Below are 13,150 nucleotides of genomic sequence, written 5' to 3'. Positions count from 1 at the left end.
GCGCGTTGCTGCCTATTCCTTATCTTGACCGCTCAGTAGGAGATATGCGTAGAGGATGGCGCCTGAACTGATCGAGACGAACAGTTTCAGAGCAAGAGGGAAAGTAGTGGGTGAAATAAAGGCTTCGATCAGACCGGCAACGACCAAGATCAAGGCGCAACCGATCAGTAACACCACGGCGCGCCGGGCGGCCACGACTAAGGCACCACGCCGGCTCAGGGTGCCGGGCCGGAGTATTGCCCAACCCAATTGTAGACCGGCGCCGCCGGCGATAAAAATGGCGCTGAATTCGAGGGTGGCATGCGCGGCGACAAAGCCCCAGAGGTTAGCTGCAAAATCGAAGCGTTGGGCAATGCCGGCAATCGTCCCCAACAACAAACCGTTCATAAGTAACACGTAGAGGGTATACAGTCCTAATGTAACCCCGCCGGCAAACGCTCTGATCGCTACTGTGATATTGTTGGTCATTATCTCGGCTGAAGCGGCGGCGGGGCCTTCGTTGATCCGCAACCACCACTCTTCACCGTTGCGAATCTGATTGACGATGAAATCAACGCCGGGCACGAAGGCTTCGCTCAAGGCGGGATCGCGGAAAGCGGCGATAAATGAGGCGATAGCCGGTAACAGAAACACCAGCGCCGCGGTCAACGTCATCGGCCACGTGGCGCGGAAGGTGTGCGGCAAGGTGTAGCGGAAGAACGTGATCACCCGATTGGGTTCGGCGGCGCTGTAGCGGTAGATCACCCCGTGAGTGCGAGTCACGAGCTGGTTGAGATAATGGGTAAGGGTATGATCGGGATAATCGCGGCGGGCAATGGCGAGATCGGTGCAGACTTGCCGGTACAGTTGGCCCAGCTCGCGCAATTCGTCTGCCGGTAATTGGCTGATCCCGCCGTTAGCGAGTGTGATCAGCTCCTCAAGGCGTTGCCATGCCCTATGACGTTGGCGAATCTGGTGTTCAGGCGTAGTCATTGCCGAATACATGTGCCACTGGCGAGCGGTTGGCCAAGCAATGCCGCGGTCAACAAGGCGGGTTGCGGCCCGATGAGGTAGACTTCTAGGCCGGGCACGGTCTCGACCAAACGCCACATCACCTCAAGCTTGCTCCGCATACCGCCGGTAACATCGGCGGCACGCGATTCGCCGGCACCAGACAACACCTGCCCAATATTGGTACGATTGATCAACGGAATCGGCTGGGCCGACGGGTCACGGTGCGGATCGGCGGTGTAGACTGCTGCTTCGCCGACCAGCACGATCCGGCGCGGTTGCAGCGGGCTATGCAGCGCCAGAAAGCTCAGGAGTGCTTCAGTTGAGATGATAGCGGTGCCTTGAGCCGTGTCAAAGGCGACATCGCCGTGAATGACCGGTACCAACCGGCGCTTGAGCGCCTCGTTGATCGGCGTAGTTTCCCAATCGGTAATCTGGCCATTAGTGCTGAGCAGTGAAGCTGAAGGTTGCAAGCTGACTGCCGGCACGCCAGCGGCAAGCAAGGCGTCAACCACGATCCGGTTAAGACGCAGCGCCGCAGCAGCAGTAAGGGCAAAGCCGGTATGGTCAGCATCGAGCGGCGTCCCGCGATGGACGCCGTAGCGTGCCGCGTAGTGGTGACCAAACGAGCCGCTGCCATGGCCGAGCACTAACGCTAGCGCCGGATCGGCAGCGCGCGCCGCTGCCACTGCACCGGCCAGCGCCTCGATCACGGGCAAATCAGCCGCTTCACGCCCAGCCTTATCGGTAATGACCGAACCGCCAAATTTGACGAAGGTATACACGGCATTTACGACGGAAAAATGATCAAAACACCTAAAACGGTCAAACCCCACAAGATAATGCTCAGCGCCAACGGACAATCTTGCAATACTAATTCTTCGGGCGCGCCGCCGCCATCGCATTGATAGATCAGGTACAGATAGCGGAAAATGGCATAGACCACAAACGGGATCGTGATCATCAGCATTGGAAACGGCTCTTGGGGCGCAACCGGCGCCGAGAAGGCCGTCATACTGTACGCCATCACGATGCTAGCGGTAACGATCGCCTGCATCTGATCGAGCAAGGGGATCGAGTACTCTGCGAGGATGCGCCGGTGGTTGCCGGCTCCGCCTTCAAGCAGTTTCAACTCATGGCGGCGTTTGCCGATGCCAAGGAAGAGCGCCAACAACCCCATACAGACGATCAGCCACGGTGTGATCACAACATCGATCACCGCTGCGCCGGCGACGGCGCGCAAGATAAAACCAGCGGCAATAATGAGAATATCGAAGATTACGATATTCTTGAGCCAATAGCTGTAGAGGAACCCTTGCACCACTACGTAGATGGCCAGCACCAGCGCAAAGTCGAGATCACCGTCCAACCAGACTGCAAATGGAAAGACTGAAACGATCAAAATCGCTGCGGTTACGGCTGCGACAGTGGGGCTAAGTAACCCAGCAGCTAACGGACGATGCCGTTTTTTCGGATGCGCCCGATCTTTCTCAATATCAACCAGATCATTGATCAGATAGATAGCACTAGCTGCCATGCTAAATGCAACAAACGCCCCGATCACACGCAGGAGTTCGAGCGGTTCATAATACCAGAGACGACCTTCAGAAAAGGCGATTGCAGCAAAGACGAAAACATTTTTGATCCATTGCCGCGGGCGCATAGTGCGCACGAGCGCGTGCAACGAACGGGCGCTGAGTGGCGCGGCGCGTTCGATTGATTGGGTTCTGGGAAGATTGTTCATGCCTGCCTGTCAATGCCTTGGTACGATTCACTTGTCTTGATTGTACTCGACAGGGGCGACAATCGTCAACGAAAGCATGAGTAGGTTGATAGTATGCGTAATGCGGAATGATGAATGAGCATCTTAATCTTTCACTGCGAGTTTTGGCTTGGTTCAGCGGGTTATGGGTCTTCTCCCTATCTCCCTGATCCCAAATGCCTATTCCCGGTCGTGGTTGCCCGCGCCTCTACATTCGTGTACAATGGCTGCCAGCTTTATCGTAGGCATCCCGACAAAAAACGTTATGCACGAACTGCTGATCGCTACCCACAATCCGGGCAAATTGCGTGAATTTGCCGCGATCTTCGCCGATCTCAACCTGCGCCTTTATTCATTGGCCGATCTCGGAATCACGATGGTGTTGGCGGAGACTGGGCAAACTTTTGCCGAGAATGCACGACTGAAGGCCGAGGGGTACTGCGCGCTCAGCGGGTTGCCAACCTTGGCCGATGATAGCGGTTTAGAAGTAGCGGCGCTAGGTGGCGCGCCGGGGGTGCATTCGGCTCGGTACGGCGGCGTGAGTGGCCCGGCGCAGTTACAATACCTGCTCGACCAGATGCGTGATGTGCCGTGGCATCAACGACTGGCCCGCTTTGTATGCGTGATTGCGCTGGCGCATCCCAATCGTCCGACAGAACTGGTTGAAGGCACATTGCCCGGCGTGATCGAATTTGCCCCGCGCGGCAGCGGTGGGTTTGGCTATGACCCGCTCTTCTACGTGCTTGATGAAGATGCAACGCTGGCCGAGCTGAGCGCCGAGCGCAAAAATCAGATTAGCCATCGGGCGCAGGCAGCCCGGGCAGCGCGGGAGGTGTTGGCGCGCTGGCTGCATGCATCACTATAGTACGACCCTTCACTGCCCAGCGGAGGAAAGGATGAGGGTGATGCTGCCGGCGCATCGGCTTGAGAAAGCGGTTTGGAGGATTGTGTGTTCGTCGCGTCGTTAGCTTCAGGCAGCGCCGGCAATGCGCTGTTGATGCAAGCGGGTGATGAGGCGTTGCTAATCGATGCCGGTATCTCGCTGCGCTCACTCGAACGATTGCTTGCCGATCGTGGCGTTGTTCCTACCCAAGTGCGCGTAGTGCTGTTGACCCACGAGCACGACGATCATGCCCTGAGCGCAGTGGCGTTTGCGCGCCGGTATGGCATTCCGTTAGTAGCCAATGCGCCGACATTGGCGGCGCTCGGTGAAACAGCGACGGCGGCGCCAATCGCGGCTTTGCCCGTTGGTGAACGGGGCGCCATCGGCGCATTTAGCGTCGAGAGTTTTCGCGTCCCGCACGATGCTGCCGATCCGGTTGGATATCGTGTACAGGCGGCAGGGGTGACGGTTGCGGTAGCCATTGACTTGGGCAGTTGGGATGCGACGACAGTAACCGCGCTTAGTGCGGCAGATCTCATCGTGCTCGAAGCGAACCATGACCGCGAGTTATTGCCGTCTGCACCTTACCCACCGGCGGTACGCCGGCGAATCAGCGGGCCGCGCGGCCATCTTGATAACACGCAATGCGGCCAGTTGCTAGCCCATGTCGTTGCTACCGGCGCGCCGAGCGATATCTGGTTAGCCCACCTCTCGCGCCATGCCAATACGCCGCAAGCAGCAGTGGCCGGGGTGGGGCGGGCGTTACGGCAGTCTGGTGTGCAACGTATCCCGCGCTTACATCCCCTACCGGCGCGGGCGCAGCCGATACCGAGCGGCATTCCGATCTGGCGTGCTGACGAACGATGGCAGCAACCGCATCTGTTTGCGCTTGATGAATAATGAGCTTGAATGCCAGCAAAGGAGACGATCAATGCCGATCCAAAAAATGGATTACATCTGGTTCAATGGTGAGTTGGTGGAATGGGACAAAGCGACGATCCATGTGATGTCGCACGTCGTTCATTATGGCACCAGCTTCTTCGAGGGCATCCGCTGTTATGAGACGCCGCAAGGCCCGGCGATCTTTCGCTTGACCCCGCATATGCGACGCTTGATCGACTCGGCGAAGATTTATCGCACCACCATCCCCTACACCCTCGATCAATTGGTGGCGGCGGTCAAAGAGACGGTGCGTGCCAACCGGTTGCGTTCCGGCTACATTAGGCCGGTTGTCTTCCGCGGCTATGGCGAAATTGGCGTCAACCCGCAGAATAACCCGATCGAAGTGGCGATTGCCACGATCGAATGGGGCAAGTACCTTGGTGCCGAAGCGATGGAGCAAGGGGTTGATGTGTGCGTCTCGTCGTGGAATCGCTTCGCGCCGAATACAATGCCGGCGTTGGCTAAAGCGGGCGGCAATTACATGAACTCGCAGTTGATCAAGATGGAGGCGCTAGCAAACGGCTACGCCGAAGGCATTGCCCTCGACGCCGACGGCCATGTGAGCGAAGGCAGCGGCGAAAACCTGTTTTTGGTGCGCAATGGGGTGGTGTATACACCGCCATTGACTTCCTCGATCCTCAGCGGGATTACCCGCGATACGGTGATGACCCTCTTGCGTGAGATGGGGGTCGAGGTGCGCGAGCAGGTCTTACCGCGCGAGATGCTCTATATTGCCGATGAACTCTTCTTTACCGGTACTGCCGCTGAGGTGACGCCAATCCGCTCGGTCGATCGCATCCCGGTGGGCGCCGGTCGTCGTGGCCCGATCACGGCTGCTGTGCAAGAGGCCTTCTTTGGCATTGTGCAAGGCGAGCGGCCAGATCGCTATGGCTGGCTTGAATACGCCTAGGATGAGGCCGTGCTGGTAATGGATTGCGTTGGCACCAGCAGCGCATCGTTTGCCTAGCGTTGCGCGAGCTGGTTTGACCAATGTGTTACATTGCCCAAGCATCCCGTCTCTTCCGAGTACAAAGGTGATCGCTGTTGGCCTTGGCATACCGGTTGCGTTCACCCGATCCCTTATCCTGCCACCTACGGAGTGCGGTAGTTCCTCTGCCGCACTTCATCCTTCAGGCAGTGCAGCGCTATTACGCAATGCGTTGCGTGTTCCGGACAACATGCCGTATAATACTACAATACTTGTGCAAAACGTTGCGATAGGCAATGCAAATGTTTGACAAAACTGTCATCCGGTGCGAACGGGTCACGAAATCATACGTTGAGGGTGATCAACAGCGCACCGTGTTGCACGACATTACAATCACAGTAACTGCTGGCGAATTTGTGGTGTTGCTTGGCAAGAGCGGCAGTGGCAAGAGTACGTTACTCAATCTGGTCAGCGGGATTGACACGCCGAGTTCGGGCGCAATCTGGGTGGCTGGCCAGCGGCTTGACCAACTGAGCGAACGGGAACGCACGCTCTTTCGCCGCCGGTCAATCGGGTTTGTGTTCCAGTTCTACAACCTTGCGCCAACGTTGACGGCGCTAGAAAATGTGTTGTTGCCGCTCGAGTTAAACGGCCAACGCGGGCTGGCGGCGCGCACAACAGCGTTAGAGATGCTCGCTGCGGTAGGGTTAGCCGATCGTGCTAACACCTATCCTGATCGCCTCAGCGGCGGCGAACAGCAGCGAGTGGCGATTGCGCGCGCGCTGGTGCACAACCCTGATCTCGTGTTGGCCGATGAGCCGACCGGTAATCTTGATAGCGATACCGGTGCGCAGGTGCTTGATCTGCTCGACCGGCTCACCCGGCAGGTGGGCAAAACGTTGCTGATGGTGACGCATAGCCGCGAGATGATTGGAGTTGCCGATCGGGTTTTCCAATTGCGCAATGGCCGGATCAGCGAAGAAACCATGCCGGCAATGCGATGAGCAGGTTGTTAGCCGTGAGTGACGCTTTATTCAGCCGGTCGCAAGAACAAGGTGTTACGATTCATTTGTGACTGGCATCTGTAAGATAAAGAAGTTATGTCTTACTTGTTTAATGAGGAGGTGGACGAAGTATGATGCAACCCAATCACCATGCAACCCCAAAGGCGCCGCGCTGGATCAAGACTGCTGCTGGCCAGTGGGCGTGGGCCACGAATGAAGAGTGGCGCCGCTTTGCTGATCGGGCACTAAGCGTCAGTGAGCGCCAGCAGTTGTTGGCCGAAGCCGAACGGTTGCATTCTCAACACGCACCGACTGTTGACTACGCATAGACGGCGCGCACGCCTAACACGATGCTGCTGCCGCGAGGGATGTAGTCACCGTTATTGATCCCGATCACCTGATTGTTGCCTACGACCCGCGCAGCGCTGACCACTTCGTTGGGCGCGTAACGATCGAAATTGGGCAAACGGTCACGGCCTTGCACATCAACAAACACGAGCGTTAATCCCGTCGTATCAGCTAAGATGGCTTCGGCCTCGGCGCGGCTGCGCCCAATCACGTCAGGAAAGCGCACGACATCGCCCAGACTGACATAAATTGTCACCGTATCGCCTTGCGGAATGCGCAGAGTGGCGCTGGGCGATTGGCGGATTACAAAACCCTCATCAACCCGCTGGCTCGGCTCTTCCACCACATTCACCACCAGACCGGCGGCAGCCAGTTGGTTGCGGGCAATATCTTGGCGTGTACCAGTGACGTTTGGCACTTCCACCAATAATGGCCCTAAGCTGACGGTATATGAGACCGGGCTGTTCTCTTCGACGCTTGTGCCGGGCGGGATGGCCTGCGTGATGACTATCCCCTGCGGCACGTTGCGGTTATGCTCGCTGCTGGGCACGGGAATGAGCTTATTTTGCTGCAACAACGAGCGCGCTTCGCCATCGCTAAGGCCCACGAGTTCGGGCACCGTGACGGTTGCTACCTCAGTAGGTGATGGCACGACCTCGGTGTTCTGGCCATTTGGCGGTGGGGTGGTCGTTGGCCGTGAGAGATTACCGAAAAGATTGTTCAGCATCCCGCTGCTGACGACAAAAACGACCGCCAGTACGCCGGCCAGTGTGAGCATCCCCACCAGAAAGACGCCGCATCCCAAGCCTTCTTGCCGCGGGGCGCGGGCAGTAGTTGGGCGCGGGCTGGGAATGGCCGCCGGACGGCTTGCTGTGACTTGAGTGGGGCGCGGCGGCGCGGCAGGCCGTCCTTGCGCCGGCGGCTCGACGCCGGGGTTGATCACCGTGGCTTGCGTCACCAGTTGTTCATATGAACGCAACTCTTCGGCCAATTCAAGCGCGCTGCGCTGGCGTAGAGCCGGGTCTTTAGCTAGCGCGCGGAGGATAATGGCTTCAAGCGCTGCCGGAATCTGCGGATTGTACCGGCGCGGCGGCGGCGGTGGTTCGCTAATATGCTTCATCGCCACCGCGACTGGCGTATCGCCGGTGAAGGGCAGCCGGCCAGTGAGCATCTCGTACAATACGACCCCTAGTGCGTAGATATCGGATTGTGGTGTCGCCGGGCGGCCCTGTGCCTGTTCGGGGGCGATATAGTCAACTGTACCGAGCGTAATGCCGGTCTCGGTCATCGCGGTGGAAAGATGGCTCTTCGCAACGCCGAAATCGGTAATGCGCACCTGCCCGTCATCGGTGACAATAATATTTTGCGGCTTAATGTCGCGGTGGATCAACCCGGCGCGGTGGGCGGCGTGCAAGCCGCGCGCAATCTGCTCGCCGATCCGCACCGCGCGCGGGATGGCGAACGGTGCTTCGCGGTTGATCAATTGCTTGAGCGTTGACCCTGCGACATACTCCATCACAATATAATGCTGGTCGCCATCTTGACCGACATCGTAGACATCAACCAGATTGGGGTGGCTCACCATCGCCGCCGCGTGCGCTTCGTGGCGAAACCGGGCCAGAAAGTCGGGATCGGTCATCAGATGGGGATGGGGAATCTTAATCGCTACCGGGCGATTCAGCCGCAGATCACGTCCCAGATAGACGCGAGCCATACCGCCATCGCCGAGCAGTCGTTCAATTTGGTAGCGACCGTCAAGTAGTTGTGGTTGCATTGGTAAGCGATCTTGCACAGACATCCAAATCAGTGACAATTTACCGCAATTTCACCGTGCGGGCTGGATTGGTCAACAGCGGGCCATTTGCATCAAGAATGGCTTCCAGCAACGCCAAGTTCACTACATCATCGCGGTTATAATCCAGCAAGGTTTGCAGTGCGGCGTGATCGGCATACTGCTCATAGCGATCCCACAGCCGCAGTGCATCGCGCCCGTTGAGGCCGGCAGAGGCGCGGGCAATGCCAAGTTTCTCTTCAACGCCCTTCAGCCCGCCACGCAACCCACGTCGGCGACATTCATGCAACAAATCGCGATGGGCGAATTCGGCGCGTAGATCGGCATACAACTGGCGCTTGATCACCGGCAGATCAAAACTGCTGCCGTTAAAAGTGACAATGGTCGTTACACGTTCTAACGCATCATACAGTGCAATATCACTAATCCCGCCGCCAACCAACTGAATGATGCCCCGGTCTTGCCGGTAGATGCCCAGCACGCTAATGACGCCGTTGTAGGCCGTTTCGATATCGAGATAGGCGCGCATGCCAACTCCTCTTGCAGCCGTCTCGCGCTCATTATGGCACGCCCCTTGCATGGCGTCAATGTGCGCTACATCCTATGCTATAGTAATCAACGTTTCAATGATGCGATTTGTTTCTTATAAGGAGTCGCTATGAGTACCTCGCCTCACCGCATCATTCTTGATACCGATCCCGGTATTGATGATGCGTTAGCTATTTTACTAGCGCTCGCTTCACCCGAGATCGAACTGGCCGGCTTGAGTGTGGTGCATGGCAACTGCACCTTAGCCGAGGCGGTGGCGAATGGTTTAGCCGTGCTCGAATTGGGCGGCGGCCAGTCGGTTCCGTTGTTTGCCGGTTGCGACCGGCCACTGCTGCGACCTCTGACTACGGCGCACGACACCCACGGCCAGCGCGGATTAGGCTATGCGCGGTTGCCGGCAGCGCAGTTACAGCCGGCGCGTGAACATGCGGTCGATTTTATCATTCGCACCGTGATGGCTGCGCCCGGCGAAGTGACGTTAGTCGCCGTCGGGCCGCTGACCAATGTCGCGTTGGCGCTGCGCAAAGAGCCACAGCTAGCCGGTGCGTTGCGCGCGATTGTCATGATGGGTGGCGCGCTGCGCGCTGATGGCAATGTTACGCCGCGCGCCGAGTTCAATGTGTATGCCGATCCGCATGCGGCCCAGATTGTCTTCTCGTCGGGTGCGCCGCTGGTGATTATGCCGTGGGATATCACCCGGCTAGTGCGGCTGCACGACAGCGAGATCAACCGGTTGGCGCAGGCCGGCAAGCCAATTGGGCGCTTCATCGCTGATGCGACCCGTTTTTACATCGAGTTTCACCGCCGATACTTTGGGTATGACGGTTGCGCAATCAACGACCCGGCAGCGCTGGCGTTGGTCTTTCTACCCGATCTGGCTACCTATGCCGATGTGCATGTGACTGTCGAGACGTGCAGCCCACTGACGATGGGTTTTACCGTGGCCGATTTCATGCTCCAAGATGGCCGCCAACCGAATGCGCGGGCAGTGGTAGCGTTTGATACACCGCGCTTCCTGTCGCTCTTCGTCGAGCGGATGCAGGCGCTTGAGGAGCGGTTGTACGGGGCGTCGTAGCGACAGAGTGGTCGTGCCCTATGACGATGGCGTCCGCCCCAAACGCGTTCGGATAATGTTGAGTAAAAAAGTTGCTGCTTCCAGCCGGAGGGCAATAGCAAGGAGCGTATAGATCGCGATCCCGGTGCTGCCCGCCACCGCCACCTGCGCGAGTGGCGGCCAGCTCTGGCCCAGCGTGGCAATGCTGCTTACGGCCAGCGCCATGATACCGCTGGCGATCATGCCTTTCGCCGTTGCTTCACCCAGCCGCAAACCGCCCAACGGCAACGATCGCTGCAACAGCCATGCGGTAATGATCGCATGGCCGATCCATTGAGCCGAATTGCCCAAGACTAACCCCAAGAAGCCAAGCGACGTCCATTCAGCGAGCGGCACGGCAACTGCCAGATAGCAGAGAATGGCTGCACCTTGGATCAAGTTGGGGGTGAGGGTATTTTTGCGCGCGTAAAAGGCAAACAACAACATCTGATCGATCGCGGCTGCCGGCAATCCCGGCAGATAACCGAGGAGCGCGAGCGCAGTGATGGCCGTATCTTCGGCGCCAAACGCGCCGCGCTCAAAGAGGGTGGCGGTAATCGGTTGGCTCAACGCGGCCAGTCCGGCAGTGGCCGGCAGGATCAACAACAACACAATCTTGATCCCCATTGCCAGTGTGGCTCGAAACGCCGGTTCGTCACCGGCAGCGCTCTGGCGTGAAAGGGTCGGCAAGACGGCCAACGCCACCGCCGAAGCGACTAGCCCCAATGGAAACTGGATCAAAGTGGTGGCAAAACGCATGGTCGAAAGCGCCGCTAGGAACCCTGATGCCAGCCAGCGGTCGATCACTGCGCCGATCAATGAAAAACCGATTCCAAGCGTGACCGGCGCATAAAGGCGCAAAATGCGCCGCACAGCCGGATGGCGCAGATCGAACCGGATGCGCAATTTGGCGTCGCGCAAGCCCGGCAACTGGATAAGGAGTTGCGCGCTAGCTCCCAACAACGTGCCGGCAGCCAGACTCTTGATCCCCACCAGCGGCGCTAGCGTCACAATCCCGATAATCATTCCGGTGTTGAAAGCAGCCGCCACAAAAGCGGGCAGTAAAAACCGGCGCTGGGCATGCAGCACAGCGGTAACGATCCCCGAAAGACCCATGAGCGTCACCGCCGGCAGCAGCCAGCCGACTAAAGCCACCGCTTCAGCTTGCAACGCCGACTCGGTTGGGCGAGCAAGCAACGCCACTGCGAGTGGTGCCTGCCATGCCAGTAGTGCGCTAGCGATGACCAGCATCGTAAAAGCGAGGGTGATGACTGTGGAAACAACGTGCCAGAACTCGTCACGGTCACGTTCGGCATATTCGCTAAACACCGGCACCAGCGCCGCGCTGACCGCGCCGCTGATCAGCAGCTCGTAGAGCGCATTGGGTAGCGTCCATGCCAAGGTAAAGGCATCAACTTCCAAACCGCGGCTGAAATAGGCGGCGATAATGGGTTCACGCACCAAACCCAACACGCGGCTGGCGACGTTGCCTAGACTAATCAGCAACGCCGCCAGCGCAATGCTCCGAAAGACGCTCGTCGAAGAGGAAGTCTCGGTCACAGGAATGTACTACTCGCCGCCAGCCGTCGAAACGGCCTCACCGGTGAACTGGGCAACAATCCGCCGTAATGCTTGTGGTTGAACCCGGAAGGTTGCGCCGCCGCCAAGTTCGACAATCGATGACGAATCAATCGCGTAGCGCAAGATATTCTCGCTATCAATCGTGCGGGCAAAGCTGGCGAGTTCGAGCATCGTGCGACGGTTGAGATCAGTGGTGACGTAGCCGCGTAGTGCGCCGGTATAGTCATCGAGGCTGGTCAATTGCTGGAGCAGCCCCCGGTCGCGGATACGGTAGAAAATGGCCATCAACACCTGCTGCTGGCGCTGGTTGCGGCCAAAATCGCTATCGGCGTGGCGAGTGCGGGCATAAATCAGCGCGCGCTCGCTATCCATCCATTGGCGCCCGGCATTGAAAGAGACCTCGATGGTGCCGTAATCTTCGGTGGGGTAAGCCGGGTCATAGATGGGGCGGGGAACGTCAATCTCAATCCCGCCAATGAGATCGATGATCTTCTTAAACCCTTCAAAATTGATCAAGATGAAATGGTCAACTGGCAACCCCAACAGCTTGCTTACCGTCGATTTGGCAAGCGCCGCGCCGCCGCCGGGGCCGAAGCGATTCTCACCAATCGCATAGGCGGCGTTGATCCGGCCTTCGCCGCCGGTGGGATAACTCACCCAGAGATCGCGCGGAATCGACAGCATACTGACGCGCCCGGTATCGCGGGCGATATGAACTACCACGATCGCATCGGTGCGGGTGGGGCCGGCATCATCAGGCCGGGCGTCGGTACCCAACAAGAGAATGTTCATTTCGGGCCGACTGAGCCGCAGTGCTTCAGCGGTTGCCGTTGCTGCTGGCGGGTTGTCAACCGGTGGTGGTGGCACTAGGGTTGGCTGCGCTGCCGGAGGGGCTGGCGGCGGGCCATACAGCTCGTTGGTAGCAGTGATCGTTTGAGGGGTTGGCGCAACGCTTGCTTCAGTAGGCAACGTTACTGGCGTGACAATCATTGCGTCAATATCGGCCAGCGCCTGACGCCATTCAAAGGCAATCCGCAGCATCATGGCTACGGCAATCAGACTTATGATGAAAGCGGCGCTGGTTAGAATGCGCCTGCGCAAAGCCAACATAACCTCCTGCTCCGAATTTCAGATGCCGTTCGCTTTGGCTGTGCGACGTGACAACACCGAATCCACCTCGGTTTTTTGTCACTGTCGCGCATTGCGGCGATCGGACGCGGATCGGGCATCTTTGTGATAATCTTCCGCACCGATTGTTACTATACCATATCACGCTAA

The 13,150-nt window shown here is 58.2% G+C and carries 13 protein-coding genes; 6 read left to right on the top strand and 7 right to left on the bottom strand.

Going from position 1 to position 13,150, the window contains the following annotated elements:
* Nucleotides 1–12: 12 nt before the first annotated feature.
* The 3 genes from Q1A00_RS08310 to Q1A00_RS08300 are packed head-to-tail and all read right to left on the bottom strand — an operon-like array spanning nt 13 to nt 2,734.
* Nucleotides 13–972 carry a stage II sporulation protein M gene (locus tag Q1A00_RS08310; protein ID WP_298405570.1) on the bottom strand — a complete coding sequence of 320 codons (960 nt, stop codon included), beginning with the start codon at nt 970–972 and terminating at the stop codon, nt 13–15.
* A complete protein-coding gene (locus Q1A00_RS08305) occupies nt 969–1,775 on the bottom strand; it encodes an isopentenyl phosphate kinase (RefSeq protein WP_298405567.1) in 807 nt (268 codons plus the stop codon). The genes Q1A00_RS08310 and Q1A00_RS08305 overlap by 4 nt, the downstream gene beginning before the upstream one ends.
* Before the next feature lie 5 nt (nt 1,776–1,780).
* A complete protein-coding gene (locus tag Q1A00_RS08300; protein ID WP_298405563.1) occupies nt 1,781–2,734 on the bottom strand; it encodes a decaprenyl-phosphate phosphoribosyltransferase in 954 nt (317 codons plus the stop codon).
* Nucleotides 2,735–3,017: 283 nt separating this feature from the next.
* On the opposite strand from Q1A00_RS08300, the gene rdgB reads away from it, so the two are divergent.
* The 5 genes from rdgB to Q1A00_RS08275 all read left to right on the top strand — a co-directional run bounded on the left by rdgB (nt 3,018) and on the right by Q1A00_RS08275 (nt 6,838).
* The gene (rdgB, locus tag Q1A00_RS08295; RefSeq protein WP_298405561.1) at nt 3,018–3,617 is read left to right on the top strand and encodes an RdgB/HAM1 family non-canonical purine NTP pyrophosphatase; all 600 of its coding nucleotides are present in this window, start codon (nt 3,018–3,020) and stop codon (nt 3,615–3,617) included.
* 84 nt (nt 3,618–3,701) lie between these two features.
* Nucleotides 3,702–4,535: an MBL fold metallo-hydrolase gene (locus Q1A00_RS08290; protein ID WP_299756203.1), complete on the top strand. Its 834-nt coding sequence runs from the start codon at nt 3,702–3,704 to the stop codon at nt 4,533–4,535.
* Nucleotides 4,536–4,566: 31 nt separating this feature from the next.
* Nucleotides 4,567–5,487 carry a branched-chain amino acid transaminase gene (locus Q1A00_RS08285; RefSeq protein ID WP_298405556.1) on the top strand — a complete coding sequence of 307 codons (921 nt, stop codon included), beginning with the start codon at nt 4,567–4,569 and terminating at the stop codon, nt 5,485–5,487.
* A 314-nt stretch (nt 5,488–5,801) separates the two neighbouring features.
* The gene (locus Q1A00_RS08280) at nt 5,802–6,509 is read left to right on the top strand and encodes an ABC transporter ATP-binding protein (RefSeq protein ID WP_366144856.1); all 708 of its coding nucleotides are present in this window, start codon (nt 5,802–5,804) and stop codon (nt 6,507–6,509) included.
* Between the two features lie 131 nt (nt 6,510–6,640).
* Nucleotides 6,641–6,838, top strand: coding sequence for a hypothetical protein (locus Q1A00_RS08275; RefSeq protein WP_298405550.1), 198 nt, complete (start codon nt 6,641–6,643; stop codon nt 6,836–6,838).
* On the opposite strand, the gene pknB is transcribed toward Q1A00_RS08275, so the two are convergent.
* The gene (gene pknB, locus Q1A00_RS08270; protein ID WP_299756198.1) at nt 6,829–8,631 is read right to left on the bottom strand and encodes a Stk1 family PASTA domain-containing Ser/Thr kinase; all 1,803 of its coding nucleotides are present in this window, start codon (nt 8,629–8,631) and stop codon (nt 6,829–6,831) included. The two genes, Q1A00_RS08275 and pknB, sit on opposite strands and share 10 nt — an antisense overlap.
* 40 nt (nt 8,632–8,671) lie before the next feature.
* On the bottom strand, nt 8,672–9,178 hold the full coding sequence (locus Q1A00_RS08265) for a ribonuclease H-like domain-containing protein (protein ID WP_298405545.1): 507 nt from the start codon (nt 9,176–9,178) through the stop codon (nt 8,672–8,674).
* Nucleotides 9,179–9,307: 129 nt separating this feature from the next.
* Between Q1A00_RS08265 and Q1A00_RS08260 the strand changes: the two genes are divergently transcribed.
* Nucleotides 9,308–10,273 (top strand): nucleoside hydrolase, encoded by a 966-nt coding sequence (locus Q1A00_RS08260; RefSeq protein WP_298405542.1) that lies wholly within the window; start codon nt 9,308–9,310, stop codon nt 10,271–10,273.
* 18 nt (nt 10,274–10,291) lie between these two features.
* On the opposite strand, the gene murJ is transcribed toward Q1A00_RS08260, so the two are convergent.
* Both murJ and Q1A00_RS08250 read right to left on the bottom strand, forming a co-directional pair.
* Entirely contained in the window at nt 10,292–11,851 is a 1,560-nt protein-coding gene (gene murJ / locus Q1A00_RS08255; RefSeq protein WP_299756193.1) for a murein biosynthesis integral membrane protein MurJ, read from the bottom strand.
* Nucleotides 11,852–11,860: 9 nt separating this feature from the next.
* Nucleotides 11,861–12,982, bottom strand: a complete 1,122-nt coding sequence (locus tag Q1A00_RS08250; RefSeq protein ID WP_298405536.1) for an LCP family protein — start codon at nt 12,980–12,982, stop codon at nt 11,861–11,863.
* Nucleotides 12,983–13,150: the final 168 nt, after the last annotated feature.

The sequence above is a fragment of the uncultured Chloroflexus sp. genome, from assembly GCF_938091255.1.
Lineage (GTDB): Bacteria > Chloroflexota > Chloroflexia > Chloroflexales > Chloroflexaceae > Chloroflexus.
The sequence above is the reverse complement of the archived record's forward strand: the minus strand, read 5'-3'. Positions and strand labels throughout refer to the sequence as shown.

Bases quoted from the DNA above. Each gene is read 5' to 3' on its own strand.
- Q1A00_RS08310 (WP_298405570.1), bottom strand. From the start codon at position 972: ATGACTACGCCTGAACACCAGATTCGCCAACGTCATAGGGCATGGCAA.
- Q1A00_RS08300 (WP_298405563.1), bottom strand. From the start codon at position 2,734: ATGAACAATCTTCCCAGAACCCAATCAATCGAACGCGCCGCGCCACTC.
- rdgB (WP_298405561.1), top strand. From the start codon at position 3,018: ATGCACGAACTGCTGATCGCTACCCACAATCCGGGCAAATTGCGTGAA.
- Q1A00_RS08285 (WP_298405556.1), top strand. From the start codon at position 4,567: ATGCCGATCCAAAAAATGGATTACATCTGGTTCAATGGTGAGTTGGTG.
- Q1A00_RS08280 (WP_366144856.1), top strand. From the start codon at position 5,802: ATGCAAATGTTTGACAAAACTGTCATCCGGTGCGAACGGGTCACGAAA.
- Q1A00_RS08275 (WP_298405550.1), top strand. From the start codon at position 6,641: ATGATGCAACCCAATCACCATGCAACCCCAAAGGCGCCGCGCTGGATC.
- pknB (WP_299756198.1), bottom strand. From the start codon at position 8,631: ATGCAACCACAACTACTTGACGGTCGCTACCAAATTGAACGACTGCTC.
- Q1A00_RS08265 (WP_298405545.1), bottom strand. From the start codon at position 9,178: ATGCGCGCCTATCTCGATATCGAAACGGCCTACAACGGCGTCATTAGC.
- Q1A00_RS08260 (WP_298405542.1), top strand. From the start codon at position 9,308: ATGAGTACCTCGCCTCACCGCATCATTCTTGATACCGATCCCGGTATT.
- Q1A00_RS08250 (WP_298405536.1), bottom strand. From the start codon at position 12,982: ATGTTGGCTTTGCGCAGGCGCATTCTAACCAGCGCCGCTTTCATCATA.